Raw genomic sequence first — 20,947 nt, forward strand, 5'->3', positions numbered from 1 at the left:
CCGACAGGAGGGCGGCCAGGTGACCGAGCACGACGCGACGCGGCACGCCGACGCGCGCACCGGCTGGTCCGACTCGGCCGCCCGGGCGGTGCTGCAGCTGATGGTCGAGTCGGTGGCCGAGATGATCGGCTTCGAGGTCGCGACGCTCTCGGTGGTGCTGGACGGCGACCTGGTCACGATGGCCTACACCGGGCCCGAGGAGTTCGCCGAGTACCTCAGCTCCACCGACCCCGTGTCGGTGCTCGACCCGGTGCTCGCCCAGGCGGAGACGTGGGGCCGGTTCCGGTTCCTCGCCGCCGAGGACTACGACGCCTCCGAGCTCGAGGGTCACTGGATGGTGGTCGCCGAGGAGCAGCCCGACGTCCCCGACGCCTGGGACCCGATGGACGTGCTGGTCGGGCTGCTGACCGACGACGACGGCCACCTGATCGGCGCGATGTCGGTCGACCGCCCGGTGTCCGGCCGCCGCCCGGACGCCGCGCAGCGACGACTCCTGGAGCGGTACGCCGCGCAGGCCGAGCGGGCCGTGGTCACGGCGTTCGAACGGGAGGAGCTGGTGCAGCAGGTCGCGCACGCCGAGGCGGCGCGTCGGCTGATCCGGTCCGCCTCGATGCCCGACCAGGCCTCGGTGGAGGCCGTCCTCGACCACACCCACCAGCCACTGGTGGAGGGGTTCGGCGCCAGCGGCTCGTGGATCCAGGTGCTCGACCCCGAAGGCTTGGACGGCGGTGGGGACGGTGGCCTCGGCTACGCCCGCACCCGGGAGGGCGAGGCCGTGGTGCTGTCCGACCGGATGGTCGACCTGGCCCACCGGCTGGCTCCGCGGCTGTGGGAGGCCCAGCAGGTGCTGGTGATCGCGGAGGGGGTCGAGCCGACGCTCCCGGCGACGGCGGACGCCGGACCGCTGATCGAGGAGGCGGTCCGCCAGCTCGACGAGCTCGGGCTGACCTCCGCCCTCGCCGTACCGCTCGGGGCCGGCACGGAGTGCCTCGGTTTCCTCGTGCTCTCCCGACGCGCCCAGGACCCCGCCTGGTCGGCCGTCGAGACCGGTTCCGCCCTCCAGATCGGCTACGACCTCGGCGCCGCGCTGATGACCGTGCGGGCGCTGGAGCGCGAGCGGCGCCTGGTGCACGAGCTCCAGCAGCTCGACGACTACCGCAGCCAGCTGATCGCCACCCTCTCCCACGAGCTGCGCACGCCGCTCACCGTGATCTCCGGCAACCTCGAGCTGCTGAGCGACCTCGACCTCGGCCCCGCCGCCCAGCCCTACCAGGCGGCGATGACCCGGGGCACCGTCCGGATGCAGAAGGTGGTCGACGACCTGCTGCTGCTCGCGCGGGTCAGCGACCCCCAGCATCCCCTGGCGCAGGTGCCGGTCGACCTGCGCACGGTCGTCACCGCGGTCGTCGGCCTGGTCGGGTCGACCGCCCGGGCCAAGGGGCTCACCATCGACCGACGGCTGGACGCCTCCGGGCTCGTGGTGGCGGGCGACGCCGCCGAGCTCGACCGGCTGCTGAGCAACCTGGTCAGCAACGCCGTCAAGTACACCCCGGTCGGTGGCTCGGTCACGATCTCCGCCGAGCGTCGCGGCGGCTCCGTCGTGCTCAGCGTCGCCGACGACGGGCTCGGCATCTCGGAGGAGGACCAGGTCGGCCTGTTCCGACCGTTCTTCCGCACCACCAACCCCGACGCGCTGCGCGAGCCCGGCACCGGTCTGGGCCTGGCGATCGTCGCGACCATCGCGGAACGCCACCGCGGCGAGGTACGGGTGCGGTCCCGGCTGGGCGCGGGGACGACGTTCACCGTGACCCTCCCGGCCGCACCCACGGACTGACGAGGCCTCACAGGAGCCGCACAGCCTGCTCCGACCGGTCCCGCAGGTGGTGGGCGTCCACTGTGGTCATGGACATCGAGACCCCCGACACCGCACCCGTCGCCGACTCCGCGACACCCCTCCCGCCGGCCCACCGCTGGACCTGGCGCAGCACGCTGGCCGGCGCCGTCGCCGGCGGCGTCCTCGCCGCCTCGGTCGCGGTCCCGGTCACCTGGGCCACGCTCCGCGACGACTCCCGGGACGCCGTCGCCCAGACGACCACCAGCGCCACCGGCGACGACCTCACCGACGACCTCACCGAGGGCAGCACCCAGCTCCCCCAGCCGCCGTCGTGGGACCAGCTGGCCCCGGGCGCCGGCGACCTGGGGACCGGGACGGACACCGACGCCGCGACCTCGACCGACGCCACCGCCGACCAGTCCCGGGGTGTCGTGCTCATCGAGACCACTCTCACCGACGGCGCGGCCGCCGGCACCGGCCTGGTGATCGACGCGACCGGCCTGGTGCTCACCAACTACCACGTCGTCGAGGGATCGACCTCGGTGACCGTGACGCTCGCGACCGACGGCACGGCGTACGACGCGACCGTTGTCGGGTTCGACGAGACCGCCGACGTGGCCCTCCTGCAGCTCGACGGCGCCTCCGGCCTCGACGTGGTGGACCTCGACGACGACGGCGATCCCGCCGTCTCCGACACCGTGACCGCGGTCGGCAACGCCGAGGGCCAAGGCTCGCTCTCGGCGTCCACGGGCACCGTGGTCGCCCTCGAGCAGTCGATCACGACCGCGGCCACCACGATGTCCGAGGGCGAGGACCTCACCGGGCTGATCCAGACCGACGCCTACGTCGTGGGCGGCTACTCCGGCGGCGCCCTGCTCGACGAGGAGGGCGAGGTCGTCGGGATCACCACGGCCGCGTCCCAGGCCGGCCGGTCCGAGAGCTACGCGGTGCCGATCGAGGACGCGCTCGACGTGGCCGAGCAGATCGAGGCCGGCGACGAGTCCGCCGACGTGCAGGTCGGCCCGGCGGCGTACCTCGGCATCGGGGTCGTCGACACCGGAGCCGGCGTGCAGGTCGGCCAGGTCGAGGCCGGCACGGCCGCCGCCGGGGCGGGCGTCGAGGCCGGCGACCGCATCGTGGCCCTCGGGGGCCACCCGGTCGGCTCGCTCGACGCGCTGCGCGCCGCGCTGGCGACCTTCGAGCCCGGTGATCGGGTCGTGCTGCGGTGGACCGATACGGCCGGGACGAGCCACCGCGCGACGATCACGCTCGGCGCATCCCCGGTCGCGTGACCCCCCCGTACACCGATCCGATCGTCGTCCTGCCCGGGCACCGTCGTTCTCGTGCATTCTCACGGGTCCGTGCTTCCGCTTCCGGCCTTCTTCAGGGGAAGCCCTGAACTCCGAGTCGTTCTACATTCAAATAGATTCCATGATGGAGACCGTGGGGGGATCCTCGTCCGGGAGCACCGCTGACCTGGTCGAGCAGTACGAACCGTTGGCGCACCACCTTGTCGCCGATGCCATGCGACGGGTGCCGCCGTCGGTGACGACCGAGGAGCTGACCTCGTCGGCGCTCACGGCTCTCGGCGAGGCCGCCCGGCTCTATGAGCCCGAGAGCCACGGCGAGTTTGCGGGCTTCGCGCGGCCCCGCATGCAGGCCGCGCTGGTGCGGACTCTCCACCTGATCGACTGGACCGCTCGCGGGAGCAGGTCGCGCGTCCCCGCGTCACCTGATCGCGTCCACGCGGTCCAAGCGGCGGTCGCGGCGCTGCCGGGTGACCGGCGCGCCGTGATCGAGGGCTACTTCCTGCACGAGCGCCCGATGCACCTACTCGCTGCGGAGCTCGAGCTCGACAGCGAGGACCTCGTGGATCTGCGCACCGACGCCCTGCGGGCGCTCGGGCGCACGCTCGCCCCCGTGCTCGCAGCGACAGGTCAGGAGCGGTCGTCGCTCGGGAGCTCCGGCACCGGCTCGCCGCGGATCTCGAACCTGCGGTAGCTGTAGACGATCAGGCCGATCGCGATCAGGCCCGACGCGACCTGGGTGACGCCGGTCGCGGGACCCCCGGGCAGCCACAGGCGGTCCGACAGCGGCCACCAGCCCGGAGACTCCGGGCTCCAGATCCAGAGCACGCCGCAGGCGATCAGCCCCACGGCGACCAGGCTCGAGAACGCGATCCGCTTCCAGTTCTCCACGCTCTCCGCCGCGCCGCGCAGCGCGCGGACCTTGACCGGCTCGAGGCGCCGTTCGGCCCACTCGTACTCCTGCGACAGGATCACGAGCCCCGCGAAGATCATCAACAGGCCCGGCCCGGGGAGCACCAGGGCCGCGATCCCGGCCACCACCAGGACCCAGCCGAGGACCTCCAGCGCGACCCGGCGCACGACCGCCTTCATGCCGAGAACTCTGACAGACGGGCCCAATGCGCGCTCGAGCCGCTACCGTCACGCCCGTGAAGCCCCTCACCCGCGCCCTGGACCGCGCCGTCAACCGTGGCGTCCACGCCGCCTGGCGCTGGCTCGACCGGGCGGGCGAGATCGTCCCCGGCACCCGCGCCGCCGCCGAGTTCGGCTCGTTCGGCACGGGCAGCTGCATCGACTTCCCACCGGCGACCCTGCTCAACCGCCGCTCGATCCACATCGGGTCCGGCGTGCTGGTCGGGCGCCAGGCCACGCTGTCGGTCGGGTACGGCGCCGACGACCCGCACCTGCCCGACCGGGCCCTGGTGGTCGGCGACCGCTCGATCCTCGGCGCCCGGGTCAGCATCACCGCGCACTCCTCGATCACGATCGGCGAGGCGGTGTTCTTCGGGCAGAGCGTGTTCGTCACCGACGCCAGCCACGGCTACCAGGACCCCACGCGCCCGATCGGCCAGCAGTTCGGGGAGCACCAGCCCGTCTCGATCGGGTCCGGGTCGTGGATCGGCCACGGCGCGGTGATCCTGCCCGGCACCCGGATCGGGCAGAACGTCGTGGTCGCCGCGGGGTCGATCGTCCGCGGTGAGGTCGAGGACTTCGCGGTGGTCGCCGGCAACCCGGCCCGCGTCGTACGCCGGCTCGAGCCCGACGTCGGCTGGGTCGACTCCCGCGGCGGCGTCCGTCCCGTCCTCGAGGGTCTTTTCGGGTCGGGCTGAGGGACGGTAGTCCCTGACGAACGGGCCCCGTGGGAGCGTTCCCGAGGGCCCGTTCGTCAGGGAGTACCGCAGCAGGCGGTCAGGCGACCAGGCGGAGCCCGTCCCGGTCGACCTCGTCGGCGACCTCGACCTCGAGTCCCGCGGGGAGCGGCACGAGCCGGGCGTGCACGTGGGGCGGGATCGTGATCCGCAGCAGGATGGCCAGGGAGCCGATCGTGGCGACCGCGGCGTAGATCAGGTTGGCGTCGATGTCGGCCAGCAGCCCGTAGGCGCCGGCGAGCAGCGCGTCGAGGATCATCAGCGCCCACGCGGACGCGGCGATCGCGGACACGTCGTGGCTGCGCCACGCCGTCAGGGCCGCGGGCGTCACGAGCAGCGCCACGGAGCAGCCGAGCACGACGGTGATCGGCGCCGGGCCCACCCAGAGCGTCGAGAGCCCGGCCAGGCTCACCGTGACCGCCCACACCGCCGGCAGCCAGAGCCGGTCGCGCGACCCGCCGCGCAGCCAGGCCAGCACGACGGCGCCGGCGGTGGCCGGGACCGCGACCGCGGCGGGCAGCGCGACCCACACCTCGTGCTCGAGCACCCCGAAGACCGTCCAGGCGACGCCGCTGATCGTCGAGTTCGCGAGCGCGGCGATGCTCACGCCGGTGGCGGTGCTCATCCGGCGGAGCTTGCGGAACTGCGGGACGGTGTAGCCGGCCGCGAGGAGGGTGCCGGCCAGGCCGACGAGGGTGGCGAGGGAGAGGGTCACTGCTGTCCGTAGCTTCCAGCGCTGGCGCGCGAACGTACGACGCGACCGCGGGCACCAGGGGTGCGGCGGTCGCGTCGTGAGGTGGATCTGTGGGTGGTGCGACAGAAAGATTACCGGTTCAACAATGGCACTACGGACAATATTGCGGCCCTGGACGCTTCCGACCGGGTGATCTTTGGCACACCCGGGACCGAAGACCCGGGTGTGGGGTCAGATGTCGGTGACCCGGATGCCCGCGTGCGCCTTGTAGCGCCGGTTGACGCTGATCAGGTTCGCGGTGAGCGCCTCGACCTGGTGGGCGTTGCGCAGCCGGCCGCCGAAGACGCCTCGGACACCCGGGATCGTGTCGCACAGGTCCTGCACCAGGTCGGTCGCCTCCCGCACGTCGCCGAGCACGAGCACGTCGGTGTCCACGGAGGCGACCTCGGGGTCCTCGAGCTTGACCGCGCTGACGTTGTGGAAGGCGCCCACCACGGTGCTGCCGGGCAGCAGCGCCTGCGCCTGCTGGGCGGCCGAGCCCTCCTCGACCACCAGCGCGAAGGCGCCCTGTTTGTCGAAGCCGAGCGGGTTCACGCAGTCGACGACGACCTTGCCCTCGAGCTCGGCGACCAGGCTCGCGACCAGGTCGCCGTGGCCCTCCCACGGTACGGCGACCACGACGAGGTCACCCGCCGTCGCCGCGCCCGCGTTGTCGGCGCCGGTGACGTCGCCGCCGGTGGCGGCCGCGAGCTCGGCCGCGGCGGCGGCGGCGCGGTCGGCGCTGCGGCTGCCGATGACGACCGGCAGGCCGGCCGCAGCGAACCGCCGGGCCAGGCCGCGGCCCTGCGGGCCGGTGCCGCCGAGCACGGCGACGGTCTTGTCAGCGAGGGACTCGGGGAGGTTGCTCATGGCGTGCACTCTCTCAGGACGGCGTCCCGCGCTGGGAGGTGCTCAGGGAGTGGAACCGCCCACACCGTGCACGACCAGGTCGGCGAGCGCGCGGTACGCCGCCGCGTCGGCCAGACCCGAGCCGGCCCCGATCCGGCCACCCTGGATCGCCGTCATCACCTGGGCGACGGCGGTGCCGACGAACCCGGCGTCGACCGGACGCAGCGAGCCCGCGGCGACGCCGGCGCTCACGAGGTCCTGCACCCGCTCGGCGGCGAGCCGGGTGTTGGCCTCGTAGATCTCCGAGGCGGGCGCGTAGGCCTGGAGGTCGGCGTAGAACCGCTCCGACGCCGGCGCCAGCTCCTCGGCGACGGCGGTCAGGTACACCGCGAGCCGCGCGCCCGGGTCCGGCTCCGCCGCGACCTGGGCCTCGATCCGCTCGGCGGCACGCCGGAAGAACCCACGCACGGCGGCGAGGACGACCTCCTCCTTGGTCTCCGCGACCCGGTAGATCGTCGTGCGTGAGCAGCGCAGCCGGGACGCGAGGTCGCCGATCCCGAACTCGAGGAAGCCCTCCGCGAGGAACAGCTCGATCAGCTCGTCGAGGAGCTGGTGTCGCGGTGGGGGCACGACCGTGACGCTATCAGTACCAGACGACGTACTCTGGTACTCATGCCCGCCTCCCGCCTGCTGCCCACCGACGAGGCCGTCGACCTGATCGCCCTGGTCCGCCAGATCGCCGCCGACGAGCTCGCCCCCCGCTCGGCCGAGGCCGAGGCGACCGAGACCTTCCCGCGCGAGGTGTTCCGGCTGCTCGGCCGCACCGGCCTGCTCGGTCTGCCCTACCCCGAGGAGTACGGCGGCGGCGGCCAGCCCTACGAGGTCTACCTCCAGGTGCTCGAGGAGGTCGGCGCGGTCTGGGCCAGCATCGGCGTCGGCATCTCGGTGCACGCGCTCAGCTGCTTCGGCCTCGCGACGGCGGGCACGGACGAGCAGCGGGCCCGGTGGCTGCCGGACCTGCTGGGCGGCGAGCAGCTCGGGGCCTACTGCCTCTCGGAGCCGCACGCCGGGTCCGACCCCGCCGCGATGCGCACCCGCGCCCGCCGCGACGGCGACGACTACGTCCTCAACGGCGCCAAGGCGTGGACCACCCATGGCGGGCACGCCGACTTCTACAAGGTGATGGCCCGCACCGGCGACGGCCGCGGCGACATCACCTGCTTCCTGGTGCCGGCCGACACCCCGGGCCTGTCGGCCGACCCGCCGGAGCACAAGATGGGCCTGACCGGCTCCGCGACCGCGACCATGCGCTTCGACGACGTGCGGGTGCCGGTCGAGCGCCGCCTGGGCGCCGAGGGCGACGGCCTCAAGATCGCGCTCGCCGGCCTGGACGCCGGCCGTCTCGGCATCGCCGCGGTCGCGACCGGCCTGGCCCAGGGCGCCCTGGACCGGGCGGTGGCCTACGCCCAGGAGCGCGAGACGTTCGGGCAGCGGATCATCGACCACCAGGGCCTGGCCTTCGTGCTGGCCGACATGGAGGCCGCCGTACAGTCCGCCCGCGCCACGATGCTGCACGCCGCGCGCCTCAAGGACGCCGGCCTGCCCTACGGCCGCGAGGCCTCGATCGCCAAGCTGGTCGCGACCGACAACGCGATGAGGGTGACCACCGATGCGGTCCAGGTGCTCGGCGGCTACGGCTACACCCGCGACTTCCCCGTCGAGCGCTACATGCGCGAGGCCAAGGTCATGCAGATCTTCGAGGGCACCAACCAGATCCAGCGGATGGTGATCTCGCGGTCGCTGGACCGCGGCGGTGCGGGCGTGCTCCGAGTCGACCCGGGCCGATGAGTCCGGCGCCGCGCGTCGGTCTGTCCCTCTGACCGACCGACACGAGGAGGACGCCATGGACACCAGCACCGGCAAGGTCGTCGCCGCCATCACCACCTCCGTCGACGGCTACGTCACCGGACCGGACGACGGTCCGCGGCAGGGCCTCGGCATCGGGGGCGAGCGGCTGCACTACTGGGTGATGGGCGGCCCCTGGAGCTACGAGGGCGGCCACGACACCGACGGCATGCAGGGCTCCGACCGGGAGTTCTTCGACGCCCTCACCGCCGGCCTCGGCTGCGGCATCGTGGGCCGGAACATGTACGACGCGGCCGGCGCGTGGGGCGGCACCAACCCGTTCCCCGGCCCGCTCGTCGTGCTCACCCACCGCACCGAGGACCAGCCCGACCCCAGCGCCGGCTTCGTGTTCGTCGACGGCTTCGACGCCGCACTGGCCCGGGCCCGGGAGCTGGCCGCCGGCGCGACCGTGTCGCTCGGCGGCGGCGCCGACCTGATCCGCCAGGGCCTCGCCGCGGGCGTGGTCGACGAGCTCGCGATCTCCACCGCGCCGGTGGTCCTCGGCGGCGGCAAGCGGCTCTTCGAGGGCTTCGAGGACGACCTCGACCTCGAGGTGCTCGGCACCTGGAGCTCGCCGTACGCCACGCACGTGCGGTACGCCGTCCTGCGCACGTAGCCCGCCATGGCGGCCGGGTTGCCTCGACGAGGCGCGCGGATCTAGGTTGCAGCCAGCCTGTGACTCAGATCACGTCCTCGGGAGGGACCCATGCGCCTGCTCCACGCCGCACCCCTGGCCGCCGTCCTCGCCGTCGCGCTCGCCGCGCCACCGGCGGGTGCGGCCGCACCGGATCGAGGCGCCGGCCGGGCCGGCCAGCCCTCGGCGTACGCCAAGCACGCACCGCGGCCGGGGGTGACCGACGAGGACTTCTACTTCGTGATGGGCGACCGGTTCGACAACGGCGACACCACCAACGACCAGGGCGGCATGACCGGCGACCGCGACGTGACGGGCTTCGACCCCACCGCCAAGGGGTTCTACAACGGCGGCGACCTCGACGGCCTGCGCTCGCGCCTCGACTACATCCAGGGGCTCGGCACGGATGCGATCTGGCTGACCCCGATCTTCAAGAACAAGCCCGTGCAGCTCGAGGACGGTCCGTCGGCGGGCTATCACGGCTACTGGATCACCGACTTCACCACCGTCGACCCGCACCTGGGCACCAACGACGACCTCGCCGCGCTCGTGGCAGCCGCGCACGATCGCGGCATGAAGGTCTATTTCGACATCATCACCAACCACACCGCCGACGTGATCGGCTACGACGAGGGCGACCGCACGGCGTACGTCTCCAAGGACGCCGTGCCCTACCGCGACGCGGCGGGGGACCCGTTCGACGACCGTGACTTCGCCGGCACCTCGCAGTTCCCGGCACTCGACCCGGCGACGTCGTTCCCCTACACGCCGAAGCTCGCTCCCGGCGAGGAGGACCTCAAGGTCCCGGCCTGGCTCAACGACATGACCAACTACCACAACCGCGGCAACACGACGTTCACCGGCGAGGACAGCCAGTACGGCGACTTCTTCGGCCTCGACGACCTCTTCACCGAGAAGCCCGCCGTCGTGAACGGAATGATCGACATCTACCGCACCTGGGTCGAGGACTTCGACATCGACGGCTTCCGCATCGACACGATGAAGCACGTCAACGACGAGTTCTGGCAGAAGTTCGGGCCCACGATGCAGCGGATCGCCGCGGCCGACGGCAACCCGGGCTTCTTCATGTTCGGCGAGGTCGCGCTCGACGGCAGCGACGCCGGCACCAAGGCCTTCACATCGCACTACACCACCCACGACCGGATGCAGGCCGTCCTGGACTTCCCGTTCCAGGACGCCGCCCGCGGCTTCGCCTCCAAGGGCCTGGGCACCGACCGGCTGGCGACGTTCTTCCGCAACGACGACTGGTACACCGACCGCGATTCCAACGCCTACGAGCTGCCCACGTTCCTCGGCAACCACGACATGGGGCGGATCGGCCACTTCCTGAAGGCCGACAACCCCGAGGCGGACGACGCGGAGCTGCTCTCCCGCGACCTGCTGGCCCACGAGCTCATGTACTTCTCGCGCGGCAACCCGGTCGTCTACTACGGCGACGAGCAGGGCTTCACCGGCGCCGGCGGGGACCAGCTGGCGCGGCAGTCGATGTTCGCGAGCCAGGTCCCCGAGTACCGGGCCGACGACCAGATCGGCACTGACCGCACCGGCGCTGACGACAACTTCGTCACCGACTCGCCGATCTACCAGGCCATCCACCGGCTGGCGACCATCACCGACCGTCATCCCGCGCTGCGCGACGGCGCCGAGCAGGTGCGCTACTCCACGTCCGGACCCGGGATCTTCGCGTTCTCGCGGATCGACCGACAGCGCCGCACCGAGTACGTCGTGGCGCTCAACAACGGCGAGCAGCAGCAGACCGCGGCGGTCCCGACGTACCTGCGGCACGGCAGCTTCCAGAAGGTGTACGGCGACGGGCCGGCCCAGCTGACCAGCGACGCCCACCGTCGGCTCGACCTGACCGTCCCCGCACTGTCGACGTCGGTGTACCGGTCCACGGACCGGATTCCGCGCCCGTCGGCCGCGCCCGGGATCACGCTGGCCGCGCCGGCGGCCGCGCGGGTCGCGAACGGGCGGATGCACGTCGCGGCGAAGGTCACCGGCTCCTCGTTCAACGAGGTCACCTTCCAGCAGCGGGTCGGGCACGGCCCGTGGCGGACGGTCGGCGTCGACGACAACGCGCCCTACCAGGTCTTCCCCGACGTCTCGGTCCTCGCCGCCGGCACCAAGGTCAGCTACCGGGCCGCCGTCATGGACCTCGCCGGACACACGCGCGGCAGCCGCGCACGCACGGCGACCGTGCCGCGCACGGCCATCGAGGTCGTCGCGCCCGCCGGCGGTGGCACGGTGAGCAGCATCGGCCCGGTCACGGTCACCGCGACCGCCGACCCGGAGCGCCCGCTGCAGTCGGTGGAGTTCGAGCGCAGCGTCGGCACCGGCCCATGGACCAGCCTCGGCACGGACAGCTCCGCTCCGGCGTACACGATCACCGACGACGTCTCGGACCTGCCGCTGGGCACCCAGGTGCGCTACCGGGCCACGTTGAGCGAGCACGGCGTCGCGCAGCGCACCAGCGCGCCGGTCACGGTGACGACCGCCGAGCCGAAGCCTGCGGTGAGGTCGGTGACCGTCGCGGGCAGCCTCCAGTCCGAGCTCGGCTGTCCGGGCGACTGGCAGCCGGACTGCGCGGCCACGCACCTCGCCTTCGACCCGTCCGACGGCCGCTGGCACGGCACGTTCACGCTGCCGGGCGGCGACTACGAGTGGAAGGTCGCCATCGACGACTCCTGGGACGTCAACTACGGCGCCGGCGGCGCGGCGGGCGGCGGCAACCTCGCCCTCAGCGTCCCCACCGGCGGCGGCACGTACGTCTTCACCTGGGACCAGGTCACCCACGTGCCCTCGGTCGCGCCGGCGGGCTGAGCGTCTCCGGTAGTCCCTGACGATCGGGCCCCTCCGGAGCCGGATTCGGGGCCCGATCGTCAGGGACTACCCCTCAAGTTCCTCTTGACCGGTAAAGCGCAGAGCGCTACTGTATCGGTACAGACCTTGACCGGTACAGAAATCCGAGGAAGAGAGCCATGAACGACTTCATGTCCGCCGACCTGGCCACCCGGCTCACCACTGCGCACGTGCTCAGCGCCCGCCCGGACGCCCCCGTCGTGCCCGAGGCCGCGCCTCGGCCGGCCCGGACCGCGACCCTGCGGGCGGCGCTCGCAACCGAGCTGCGGACCGTCGCCCGGTGGGTCGAGCCGCGGCACCCCAAGGCCTGCCAGCCGAGCTGATCTCGAGGTGTCGAGCCTCGCGGCTGGGCGGACCCGCGATACTGGGTCTGCCATGGCCAAAGTGACCCTCCAATCGATCGCCGACCGGGTCGGCGTGAGCCGGATGACGGTCTCCAACGCGTTCTCCCGACCCGACCAGCTCTCCGCCGAGCTGCGCGAGCGGATCCTCGCCGCCGCCGACGAGCTCGGGTACGTCGGGCCCGACCCGGCGGCCCGGGCGCTGGCCCGAGGCCGGACCGGGTCGGTCGGCCTGCTGCTGACCGACGAGCTGAGCGAGGCGTTCCAGGACGCCGTCGCCACGGAGTTCCTCACCTCGGTCGCCGAGGCGCTCAACAAGGAGGGGCTCGCGGTCACGCTGCTCACCTCGGGGAGCCCCGACGGCCCGTACGTCCCGGCGCGCGACGTCGCCATGGACGGTGCGATCGTCTACATCTGCGACCCCGCCTCGCCTGACATCGACTGGCTCGAGCGCCGCGGGCTCCCGCTGGTCTCGGTCGACCGCGACCCCTCGCCGTCCGCGCCCAGCATCAACGTCGCCGACCGCGACGGGGCGCGGGCAGCGGCGCAGCACGTGGTCGACCTCGGCCACCGCTCGGTCGGCATCATCACGCTCGAGAGCAGCTTCGACGTCGAGGGCCAACCGACCGCGAACCGGCCCGCTCGCGAGCGTCTCCTCGGCTGGCGCGAGGCGCTGGACCCGGTCGGCGTCGAGCCCCTCGTGCGCGCGGCGAAGTTCCGCCCCCACCTCGCGGTCGAGGACATCGCGCGTGAGCTGCTCGACCGGCCCGACCGGCCGACCGCGGTGCTGTGCTTCTCCGATGCCTTCGCGGTCGCGACCATGCGGGTGGCGGAGTCACTCGGGCTGCGGGTGCCGGAGGACCTCTCGGTCGTCGGGTACGACGACTCACCCCTGGCGACCGCGGTCCGCCCGCAGCTGACCACGGTGCACCAGGAGGTCTCCAGCAAGGGCCACGAGGCGGTCCGCACACTGCTGGGCAGGATGCGTGGCCTCGCCGACACCGAGCCCGAGCGGGTGCTGCTGCCGACCTCGCTGGTCATCCGCGACAGCACCGCGCCACCCGCGGGCTAGCCCTAGGTCGCGATGAACAGGATCTCGTCGCGTCCGTACTCCATGCCGGGGTGCTCCGCGGCGAGGTGCTGCTGGGTGAGCTCGACGAGCTCGTCCTCGTCGGCGCCCGTGATCACGGTGCCGCACGGACAGGTCAGCCGGGTCTTCATCCGCCCAGCGTAGTTACCCGTCGTCCCTGAGGGGTACCGCCGTGTCATGACCGACCGGCACCCCGACCCGCCGCCCGAGCCGCGGCCCGACGCCCCACCACCGGGCTCCGACCCGGACCCGCTGCGCGGCTCGCGCACCAGCGGCGTGTGGTTGGCGGTGATCGCGCTGGCCGTCGTCCTGGTCCTCCTCGTCGTGTTCATCGCCCAGAACACGCAGGACGTGCACGTGTCCTTCCTGGGCTGGGACGGCCAGGCTCCACTCGCGGTCACCCTGCTGGTCGCCGCGGTCTCCGGGATCGTGCTGACCGGGATCGCCGGCAGCCTGCGCATCTTCCAGCTCCGGCGGCGGGTACGCCGCACCCGCCGAGGCTGACGGGGCCCTCCATCAGGCGGCGTGCGACCCCGCCGGCAGCCACACCCGGAACTCACTGCCCCGGCCGACGGTGCTGTCGACCTCGATCCGGCCACCGTGGCTGTCGACGATGGCCTTGGTCAGGCTCAGGCCGAGTCCGACCCCCTGGATCGCGGCCTCGGTCGCGGCCCGGGTGCGATAGAAGCGGGTGAACAGCCGCTCGATGTCCGGCGGCGCGATCCCGATGCCGGTGTCGGCGACCCGGAGCTCGACCCCACCGTCCCGGAAGCCCACGATCGCGCGCACCAGGCCGCCGCTCGGGGTGAACTTGATGGCGTTCGAGACCAGGTTGTCGACGAGCTGGCCGATCCGCCGGGGGTCCGCCACCACGAGTGCTGCGGACGGGCCGTCGAACTCCAGGCCGACCCCGCAGGCGCTCGCCACCGGCCCGGCGGCCCGGACGACGGTCTCGACGATCTGCGCGACATCGGTCTCTCGCGGGGACAGCGGCAGCAGACCATCGACGTGGTGCGCCTCCTGCAGGAGGGCCTCGACCAGGGCCGTCAGCCGCTTGGTGTTGCGGTCGACGACGCGCAGCTTGCTCTCGACCCACTCCGGCAGGTCATCCTCCTCCTCGAGCAGGATGCTGACGTACCCGGCGATCGAGGTGAGCGGCGTGCGCAGCTCGTGCGAGACCGTGGCGACGAACGCGTCCTTGACGTCGAGAGCCTGCATCAGGTCGGTGATGTCGGCACTGGCCAGCGCGGCGCCGACGAGCTCGCCGGACTCGTCCAGGGCACGCCGTGCGGAGACCGACAGGGCACGGCGGGTCCACGGGTCCGAGCCGACCCAGATGCGGTAGTCGTCGAACTCCTCGCCCCGAGCGGCACGAGCGCTGGGCATCTCCTCACCGCGAAGCGGGGTGCGCCCGTCGGCGGCGTAGCAGTCACCCGGCCAAGGGGTGGCCTCGTCGGGGAAGGCGAGCCTCGTGAACACCTCGTACTGGCGGTTCATGCCGACCAGAGCACCGTCCCGGTCGAGCAGCATCAACCCGACATCGACGGCGTCGAAGACGTCGTGCGAGGTCTGCCGTTCGGCCTCGAGCAGCGCAAGCGTCCCGCTCAGCCGCCGCTCGCTGTCCTCCGCCCGCGCCAGCGCCGCGCGGGCCGCGTCCAGGCTCGCCGAGATCGCCAACGCCCCGACGCCCGCGACCAGGGGGAGCGGGATCAGCCGCGACAGCGCCTCGCCCTCGAAGCCGTGGGTGGCCAGGGCTGGGACGGTGACGAGCGAGAACGTCGTCCCCATGCCGACGAACACCCCGCGGACGCCGTACTGGCTGCCGAGCCAGAGCGCGGGCAGCACCACGAGCAACCCGGCGCCGCCGTCCTCCGGGCTCAGGGAGCTCACTCCGACGACGGCGATGTCGGCGACGGCGAGCACCGAGATCGCGCTCCTGGTGCGCCAGGCACGAGGGACGGAGACGACGACCAGGAGCAGCAGGATCGCGACAGCGCCGCCCCGGAGGGGCCAGTTCCCCGGCCCGAGGGGCACGCCGCCGGCGCGACGCAGCAGGCGGTCGAGCACGACAAGAGCGGTGAAACCGGCCTGCAGCACCCGCGGGTCCGGCTCGCCGTCGATCCACAGGAGCACTCGTAGAGCGCGCTGGAACGTGGCGTTCCCGTCCATCGCGCTCTCCCCTTGTCACTCAGACCATCGTCGGTGCCTCCGAGTCCACGGCGGCCAGATCGGCCGGCAGCGCCCGGACCTGAGAGAGGGTTTGGTCAAGGATGGCGCGCCGCCGTCACGGTAGTGGCGCCAGCGGAGCTCGAGGCCCATCACCGGCCCACCGAGCAGCTCCGTCAGTCCGCCATGGCTCGAAGGAGTCCCGAGCACTGCATGGACCTCCGGCGAACAGCCCCGGCGGTACCTGTGCTCCCGTCACCGTGGTGCTGACAGCCGCCGCGTCGTTCGCCCGGCGCACCGCGCGCAGCAGGGCCTCACCCCTTCCCAGCTCGACGGCCAGCACCCGATCCGTCGGCGTGGTTGCGCGCGTCCATGACCGGGACCTCCTGCCTCAGTGTCGTGTCGACCTTGCCGCCGGTCATGCAGAGCCGCCAGTGACCATCGTCCAACCCGCACCACCCACCGCCTGGAGTGCAGGCCACCGGGTCACGCGGCGGCTACTTCCTCCACCACGACTGTCGACATGACCCCTCATGGGGCTCACCTTCGTCGTCGACACCCGACGCGGGTGAGGTGACCCTGATCGTGTCACCGGGCTGGAGTGGCGCAGGAAGACGCCGGACGACCCGACCTGCCCCGCCGCTAGTCGGCCCGAGGTGACAGGGCGTCGAGGGTGACGCCGACGAGCCGCTGAGCGGCCGCTCGGCTCGCAGCCGTGGCCACACTGCCCACCGCGGCGAGCGCGAACGCGGCGAGCTCACGAGCCGGGACGTCGCGACGGAGATCGCCCGCCTCGACGGCCTGCTTGATGAGGTCTTCGACGATCTGCCGGAGGCGGGCGATCTGCCGATGCACCCCCGGGCTCTCGTGCAGGGACGCGACGAGGTCGGCCCGACCGCCGTGACCACCTGCGTGGCGTCTGATGTCGGCATACGTCGAGAGCACGCGCGCCAACCGCTCTTGGGCACTGCCCGGCTGGTCCGCGACGGCGCGGAGCTCGTCGACGTGCTCGGCCACCTGGTCCTCGTGCCAGGCGGCGAGGATCTCGTCGAGGTCGGTGAAGTACTTGTACAAGGTGGCGCGGCCGATGCCAGCGTCCAGCGCGATCGCCGACATGCTGACGCCCTTCAGCCCGTGCTGCGCGAGCAGCTTCGCGGTCGCGCGCACGACGGCGGCTCGGACCTCCTGGCGATGACTCTCGATCGTGTTGGCCCACAGTTTCGGCACCGGAGAATCGTACATCCCGTCCATGTCGAGACAGTATGTCTTGATCAAGACAGACTGTATCGCTAGCCTCGCTGGCATGACACAGAACTGTCGAGCCACCGGGCTCACTGAGGAACAGATCGCCGACGTCCGCTCGCAGCACGTCGTCGACCGGCTCGCCGAGGCGGTGCGGGTCGGGCTCACCTCGCCGGCCGAGGTCGAGCACCTGGCGCAACGCCTGCGCGACGGCGAGGACGCGGGCGAGATCCGCCGGACCGTCAACGCGCTGGCCCGACGCGCCCGCACGATCGAGGCGGCTCGTGAGCAACCTCGGGGGTGATGCCGCGGTGGAGGTCCGCGGCCTGACCAAAACCACCGTGGTGGACAACGTCGCCTCCGGCTCGCTGCCGGCACCGTCACCGGCCTGCGGGAACAGCGCTCGCGTGTCGCGTCACCATGACAAGGCCCGCGGACAGCGACCGGACCGCGCCACACTCGAACGGCCCGGAGACAGGAGCACCCCGATCCCTGCCGTTCGGCAGGTCACGGGGCTCTCGACGTCGCAGGCTCTGCGCGCCCGTAGGGATTCGAACCCCAAACCTTCTGATCCGTAGTCAGATGCTCTATCCGTTGAGCTACGGGCGCATGCCGCACACCAGGTGAGCGACCCGACGAGGATAGCCGACCGTCTCCGCGCGGCTGAAATCGGCACCCCCTTGCCGGCCGGGTACGGCGGTCGCGACCGCCGTACCCGCGCCGATCTTTGGTCATTGAAATGCTGAAGAAAGCCTTGTTTAGACAGGGATTCTCCGAGTGTGACGAGGCACACGGGCCGTTGAACGATCCAATGTGTCGCGACAGAAATGCAGGGGTACTGTCGCCCCACCCCAGGGGTCCGCCGCCGGTTCGCCGGCCGCCTCCGGGCCCCACGAGTCGCCGCCAACGACGCCGGCCGATCCAGACCGACTCCACGACACACCGTCGACGCGTCGACGGCCGGAGGCCCCGACACTCGGGTGGCCACCGCGAATCCGCGAGAGGGAACCAGGCAATGACCGCCGAGACGCAGGCACCGACCACCGAGGCGACGAGCGACCGTCCGCCCACGACCCACCAGGGCATCCTCGACTTCGTCAACGAGGTCGCCGCGATGACGCAGCCGGACCGCATCCACTGGTGCACGGGCTCCGACGAGGAGTGGACCGAGCTCACCGACGCCCTGGTGTCGACCGGCACGTTCACCCGGCTCAACCCGGCGATCAAGCCCAACTCCTTCCACGCGGCCTCCGACCCGACCGACGTGGCCCGTGTCGAGGACCGCACCTTCATCTGCTCGGTCGACGAGCGCGACGCGGGGCCCACCAACAACTGGATGGCCCCGAACGAGATGAAGTCCCTGATGCGGGACCTCTACCAGGGGTGCATGCGCGGCCGGACCATGTACGTCATCCCGTTCGTGATGGGTCACCTCGAGGCCGAGAGCCCGATGTTCGGCGTGGAGATCACCGACTCCGCCTACGTCACCGCCTCGATGCGGGTGATGGCTCGCATGGGCAGCAACGTGCTGGCCCGGATGGAGGAGCTGGACGCCGAGTTCGTCCCCGCCCTGCACTCGGTGGGCCACCCGCTCGAGCCCGGTCAGGCCGACGTGTCCTGGCCGTGCAACGACACGAAGTACATCGTGCAGTTCCCCGAGGAGCGCGCGATCTGGTCCTACGGCTCCGGCTACGGCGGCAACGCGCTGCTCGGCAAGAAGTGCTACGCCCTGCGCATCGCGAGCGTGATGGCGCGCGACGAGGGCTGGCTGGCCGAGCACATGCTGATCCTCAAGCTCACCTCGCCCGAGGGCACGGTGAAGTACGTCGCGGCCGCGTTCCCGAGCGCCTGCGGCAAGACCAACCTCGCGATGCTCCAGCCGACGATCCCGGGCTGGAAGGTCGAGACCCTCGGCGACGACATCGCCTGGATGCGGGTGGGCGAGGATGGCCGCCTGTGGGCGGTCAACCCCGAGTACGGCTTCTTCGGCGTCGCGCCGGGCACCAACGAGCACACCAACCCCAACGCGATGAGCACGATCAACAAGGGCAACTCGGTGTTCACCAACGTCGCCCTCACCGAGGACGGCGACATCTGGTGGGAGGGCCTGGAGAACACGCCCGCCAAGGCCACCTCCTGGAAGGGCGAGGCCTGGACGCCGGAGAGCGACTTCCTCTCCAGCCACCCCAACAGCCGCTACTGCACCCCGATCAAGCAGTGCGACATCCTCGCGCCCGAGTACGACGACCCGCGCGGCGTACCGATCGACGCGATCCTGTTCGGTGGCCGCCGCAAGACGACGGTCCCGCTGGTCTTCGAGGCCCGGGACTGGACGCACGGCACGTTCCTCGGTGCCACGCTCTCCTCCGAGACCACCGCCGCCGCGGTCGGCCAGGTCGGCGTGGTGCGCCGCGACCCGATGGCGATGCTGCCGTTCATCGGCTACAACGCCGGCGACTACTTCAACCACTGGATCACCGTCGGCAAGGACAACGACGCCGCCAAGCTGCCGCGGATCTTCTACGTGAACTGGTTCCGGCGTGACGCCGACGGCGGCTTCCTGTGGCCGGGCTTCGGCGAGAACAGCCGGGTGCTGAAGTGGGTCGTCGAGCGCATCGACGGCCAGGCCGACGCCGTCGAGACCCCGATCGGCTACGTCCCCACCCCCGACGCGCTCGACACCGAGGGCCTCGACCTGTCCCGCGAGGACCTCGAGGCGACGCTCGCCGTCGACGTCGACGAGTGGCGGGCGGAGGTCCCGCAGATCCAGGAGTGGTTCGAGAAGTTCGGCGAGGACCTGCCGGCCGTGCTCTGGACCGAGCTCGACGGCCTGCGGGCCCGGTTGGGCGACTGACCCGACGTCACCAAGATCACCCGAAGGGCCCCGTCCGCATCGGACGGGGCCCTTCGTGCTGGGTCCTATGGGATCATCGGCTCACAGGTTCGGCACGCATGGGGGCGACGGTCGAAAGGGGAGGCGAGCCGGTGGAGTCCTTGGGTCCGGACGAGCGTGCACTGCTCGAAGGTGCCGGTGCGACTCTCTTCGAGGAGTTGATCACCGCCGGGGGACTGCCTGCCGAGGACCGTCGACTGGTCCCGGGCGGAGCGCTCCACGACGCTCTCGACCTGTTGAAGTCCATGAGCCTGGCTCGGCTGACGGCAGACGGCGCGCGCTGGGAAGCGCAGGATCCGGCGGTAGCACAGTCCCGCGTGGTGTCCCCGCTGGGCCAGGAGGGCGCCAGGCTGCTGAGCGAGTCCTCCCAGTGGGCCACGGCGTTCGGCGCCCTGACGCATGCCTGGCGCAAAGCCCCACACGAGATTTCCGGCGGACCGTTCACCTACCTGCCGGTCGACGCGATCGACCCCTACATCGCTGGCATGGTCGCCGAGTGCGAGGAGGAGATGCTCACGGCACAGCCACAGGCGATCCGCAACATGAGGGACATGCCCAACGCGGTGCTGCGCGACACCGCCCTGCTCGAGCGCGGGGCTCGGATCCGCACCCTGTATCAACACAGCGCGCGGCGCAACAATGTCACGCGAGAGTACGTAGCCCAGGTCACCGAGCGAGGCAGCGAGGTGCGCACGCTCGACGAGTTCTTCAACCGGATGATCGTGGTCGATCGCCGTGTGGCCATCATCCCGAGCAAGGAGACTCACCGGGTCGCCCTGGCGGTGAGAGAGCCCTCGGTCGTGGCGTACCTGGTCGATGTGTTCGAGCGCTCCTGGGAGCGGGGACGTCCCTTCACCAGCCGCGAGGCATCGGTGATGCGCGACATCGCCTCCGAACAGCGCTCGATGACGCTCCGGATGCTGATCGAGGGCCACTCCGACCCGGTCTCCGCCAAGCGCCTGGGCGTCAGCCCGCGGACCTACGCCGGCTACATCGCGGACCTCAAGGATGAGTTCGAGGCCGAGACCCGGTTCCAGCTCGGCTACACGATCGGCCGGCTCGGGATCACCGGCCGCGACGACGAGGACGACCCCGAACACTGACGCGGCGTAGACGCGACGAAGGGCAGCAACCGAGGTCGCTGCCCTTCGTCGTTGGTGGCCGAGCCGGGCCGGGGGGTGGCACTGGGACCGAACAAGTGGGGG

General features: G+C 71.9%; 20 protein-coding genes and 1 tRNA gene. 13 read left to right on the top strand and 8 right to left on the bottom strand.

The features are described 5' to 3' along the window. Nucleotides 1–19: 19 nt before the first annotated feature. From QQZ14_RS03445 to QQZ14_RS03455, 3 genes are all read left to right on the top strand, one after another. Nucleotides 20–1,834 carry a sensor histidine kinase gene (locus tag QQZ14_RS03445; protein WP_284532782.1) on the top strand — a complete coding sequence of 605 codons (1,815 nt, stop codon included), beginning with the start codon at nt 20–22 and terminating at the stop codon, nt 1,832–1,834. A gap of 68 nt (nt 1,835–1,902) precedes the next feature. Continuing rightward, a complete protein-coding gene (locus QQZ14_RS03450; RefSeq protein WP_284532784.1) occupies nt 1,903–3,126 on the top strand; it encodes a S1C family serine protease in 1,224 nt (407 codons plus the stop codon). 139 nt (nt 3,127–3,265) lie between these two features. Continuing rightward, the gene (locus QQZ14_RS03455; RefSeq protein WP_284532785.1) at nt 3,266–3,835 is read left to right on the top strand and encodes a hypothetical protein; all 570 of its coding nucleotides are present in this window, start codon (nt 3,266–3,268) and stop codon (nt 3,833–3,835) included. On the opposite strand, the gene QQZ14_RS03460 is transcribed toward QQZ14_RS03455, so the two are convergent. Next, complete coding sequence (locus QQZ14_RS03460) at nt 3,772–4,233, bottom strand: PGPGW domain-containing protein (RefSeq protein WP_284532786.1); 462 nt, start codon at nt 4,231–4,233, stop codon at nt 3,772–3,774. The genes QQZ14_RS03455 and QQZ14_RS03460 overlap by 64 nt on opposite strands. A 56-nt stretch (nt 4,234–4,289) precedes the next feature. Between QQZ14_RS03460 and QQZ14_RS03465 the strand changes: the two genes are divergently transcribed. Beyond that, a complete protein-coding gene (locus QQZ14_RS03465) occupies nt 4,290–4,970 on the top strand; it encodes an acyltransferase (RefSeq protein ID WP_284532788.1) in 681 nt (226 codons plus the stop codon). Between the two features lie 79 nt (nt 4,971–5,049). On the opposite strand, the gene QQZ14_RS03470 is transcribed toward QQZ14_RS03465, so the two are convergent. The 3 genes from QQZ14_RS03470 to QQZ14_RS03480 all read right to left on the bottom strand — a co-directional run bounded on the left by QQZ14_RS03470 (nt 5,050) and on the right by QQZ14_RS03480 (nt 7,221). Beyond that, complete coding sequence (locus QQZ14_RS03470; RefSeq protein WP_284532789.1) at nt 5,050–5,724, bottom strand: PQ-loop domain-containing transporter; 675 nt, start codon at nt 5,722–5,724, stop codon at nt 5,050–5,052. 210 nt (nt 5,725–5,934) lie between these two features. Continuing rightward, a complete protein-coding gene (gene npdG / locus QQZ14_RS03475; protein WP_284532791.1) occupies nt 5,935–6,612 on the bottom strand; it encodes an NADPH-dependent F420 reductase in 678 nt (225 codons plus the stop codon). A gap of 42 nt (nt 6,613–6,654) precedes the next feature. Next, the gene (locus QQZ14_RS03480; protein ID WP_284532792.1) at nt 6,655–7,221 is read right to left on the bottom strand and encodes a TetR/AcrR family transcriptional regulator; all 567 of its coding nucleotides are present in this window, start codon (nt 7,219–7,221) and stop codon (nt 6,655–6,657) included. A 42-nt stretch (nt 7,222–7,263) separates the two neighbouring features. On the opposite strand from QQZ14_RS03480, the gene QQZ14_RS03485 reads away from it, so the two are divergent. The 5 genes from QQZ14_RS03485 (at nt 7,264) to QQZ14_RS03505 (ending at nt 13,423) form a co-directional block, all read left to right on the top strand. After that, on the top strand, nt 7,264–8,439 hold the full coding sequence (locus tag QQZ14_RS03485; protein ID WP_284532793.1) for an acyl-CoA dehydrogenase family protein: 1,176 nt from the start codon (nt 7,264–7,266) through the stop codon (nt 8,437–8,439). A gap of 55 nt (nt 8,440–8,494) precedes the next feature. Continuing rightward, a complete protein-coding gene (locus QQZ14_RS03490; protein ID WP_284532794.1) occupies nt 8,495–9,112 on the top strand; it encodes a dihydrofolate reductase family protein in 618 nt (205 codons plus the stop codon). A gap of 90 nt (nt 9,113–9,202) precedes the next feature. Then, nucleotides 9,203–11,971, top strand: a complete 2,769-nt coding sequence (locus tag QQZ14_RS03495; RefSeq protein WP_284532795.1) for an alpha-amylase family glycosyl hydrolase — start codon at nt 9,203–9,205, stop codon at nt 11,969–11,971. A 158-nt stretch (nt 11,972–12,129) separates the two neighbouring features. Further along, on the top strand, nt 12,130–12,333 hold the full coding sequence (locus QQZ14_RS03500; protein WP_284532796.1) for a hypothetical protein: 204 nt from the start codon (nt 12,130–12,132) through the stop codon (nt 12,331–12,333). Between the two features lie 52 nt (nt 12,334–12,385). Continuing rightward, nucleotides 12,386–13,423, top strand: coding sequence for a LacI family DNA-binding transcriptional regulator (locus QQZ14_RS03505; protein WP_284532797.1), 1,038 nt, complete (start codon nt 12,386–12,388; stop codon nt 13,421–13,423). 2 nt (nt 13,424–13,425) lie between these two features. Here QQZ14_RS03505 and QQZ14_RS03510 read toward each other — a convergent pair whose 3' ends face one another. Continuing rightward, nucleotides 13,426–13,572 (bottom strand): DUF1059 domain-containing protein, encoded by a 147-nt coding sequence (locus QQZ14_RS03510; protein WP_284532799.1) that lies wholly within the window; start codon nt 13,570–13,572, stop codon nt 13,426–13,428. A 46-nt stretch (nt 13,573–13,618) separates the two neighbouring features. On the opposite strand from QQZ14_RS03510, the gene QQZ14_RS03515 reads away from it, so the two are divergent. After that, nucleotides 13,619–13,945, top strand: coding sequence for a LapA family protein (locus QQZ14_RS03515; protein ID WP_284532800.1), 327 nt, complete (start codon nt 13,619–13,621; stop codon nt 13,943–13,945). Between the two features lie 12 nt (nt 13,946–13,957). On the opposite strand, the gene QQZ14_RS03520 is transcribed toward QQZ14_RS03515, so the two are convergent. After that, a complete protein-coding gene (locus QQZ14_RS03520) occupies nt 13,958–15,610 on the bottom strand; it encodes a sensor histidine kinase (protein WP_284532802.1) in 1,653 nt (550 codons plus the stop codon). Nucleotides 15,611–16,249: 639 nt separating this feature from the next. After that, nucleotides 16,250–16,834 (bottom strand): TetR/AcrR family transcriptional regulator, encoded by a 585-nt coding sequence (locus QQZ14_RS03525; RefSeq protein ID WP_284532803.1) that lies wholly within the window; start codon nt 16,832–16,834, stop codon nt 16,250–16,252. Between the two features lie 76 nt (nt 16,835–16,910). On the opposite strand from QQZ14_RS03525, the gene QQZ14_RS03530 reads away from it, so the two are divergent. Further along, nucleotides 16,911–17,153, top strand: a complete 243-nt coding sequence (locus tag QQZ14_RS03530) for a hypothetical protein (protein WP_284532804.1) — start codon at nt 16,911–16,913, stop codon at nt 17,151–17,153. A gap of 232 nt (nt 17,154–17,385) precedes the next feature. Here QQZ14_RS03530 and QQZ14_RS03535 read toward each other — a convergent pair. Next, a tRNA-Arg gene (locus QQZ14_RS03535) sits at nt 17,386–17,458 on the bottom strand. A gap of 406 nt (nt 17,459–17,864) precedes the next feature. Here QQZ14_RS03535 and QQZ14_RS03540 point away from each other — a divergent pair. Further along, nucleotides 17,865–19,703 carry a phosphoenolpyruvate carboxykinase (GTP) gene (locus QQZ14_RS03540; protein WP_284532805.1) on the top strand — a complete coding sequence of 613 codons (1,839 nt, stop codon included), beginning with the start codon at nt 17,865–17,867 and terminating at the stop codon, nt 19,701–19,703. Between the two features lie 98 nt (nt 19,704–19,801). Next, nucleotides 19,802–20,845: a LuxR family transcriptional regulator gene (locus QQZ14_RS03545; RefSeq protein WP_284532807.1), complete on the top strand. Its 1,044-nt coding sequence runs from the start codon at nt 19,802–19,804 to the stop codon at nt 20,843–20,845. The last annotated feature ends 102 nt before the right edge of the window (nt 20,846–20,947 follow it).

It is taken from the genome of Nocardioides sp. T2.26MG-1 (assembly GCF_950101795.1).
Taxonomy (GTDB): domain Bacteria; phylum Actinomycetota; class Actinomycetes; order Propionibacteriales; family Nocardioidaceae; genus Nocardioides.

Excerpts from the sequence above, each read along its gene's own strand:
- QQZ14_RS03450 (WP_284532784.1), top strand. The coding sequence starts at position 1,903 with ATGGACATCGAGACCCCCGACACCGCACCCGTCGCCGACTCCGCGACA.
- QQZ14_RS03455 (WP_284532785.1), top strand. The coding sequence starts at position 3,266 with ATGATGGAGACCGTGGGGGGATCCTCGTCCGGGAGCACCGCTGACCTG.
- QQZ14_RS03460 (WP_284532786.1), bottom strand. The coding sequence starts at position 4,233 with ATGAAGGCGGTCGTGCGCCGGGTCGCGCTGGAGGTCCTCGGCTGGGTC.
- npdG (WP_284532791.1), bottom strand. The coding sequence starts at position 6,612 with ATGAGCAACCTCCCCGAGTCCCTCGCTGACAAGACCGTCGCCGTGCTC.
- QQZ14_RS03485 (WP_284532793.1), top strand. The coding sequence starts at position 7,264 with ATGCCCGCCTCCCGCCTGCTGCCCACCGACGAGGCCGTCGACCTGATC.
- QQZ14_RS03490 (WP_284532794.1), top strand. The coding sequence starts at position 8,495 with ATGGACACCAGCACCGGCAAGGTCGTCGCCGCCATCACCACCTCCGTC.
- QQZ14_RS03495 (WP_284532795.1), top strand. The coding sequence starts at position 9,203 with ATGCGCCTGCTCCACGCCGCACCCCTGGCCGCCGTCCTCGCCGTCGCG.
- QQZ14_RS03500 (WP_284532796.1), top strand. The coding sequence starts at position 12,130 with ATGAACGACTTCATGTCCGCCGACCTGGCCACCCGGCTCACCACTGCG.
- QQZ14_RS03505 (WP_284532797.1), top strand. The coding sequence starts at position 12,386 with ATGGCCAAAGTGACCCTCCAATCGATCGCCGACCGGGTCGGCGTGAGC.
- QQZ14_RS03510 (WP_284532799.1), bottom strand. The coding sequence starts at position 13,572 with ATGAAGACCCGGCTGACCTGTCCGTGCGGCACCGTGATCACGGGCGCC.
- QQZ14_RS03515 (WP_284532800.1), top strand. The coding sequence starts at position 13,619 with ATGACCGACCGGCACCCCGACCCGCCGCCCGAGCCGCGGCCCGACGCC.
- QQZ14_RS03520 (WP_284532802.1), bottom strand. The coding sequence starts at position 15,610 with ATGGACGGGAACGCCACGTTCCAGCGCGCTCTACGAGTGCTCCTGTGG.
- QQZ14_RS03530 (WP_284532804.1), top strand. The coding sequence starts at position 16,911 with ATGACACAGAACTGTCGAGCCACCGGGCTCACTGAGGAACAGATCGCC.
- QQZ14_RS03540 (WP_284532805.1), top strand. The coding sequence starts at position 17,865 with ATGACCGCCGAGACGCAGGCACCGACCACCGAGGCGACGAGCGACCGT.
- QQZ14_RS03545 (WP_284532807.1), top strand. The coding sequence starts at position 19,802 with ATGGGGGCGACGGTCGAAAGGGGAGGCGAGCCGGTGGAGTCCTTGGGT.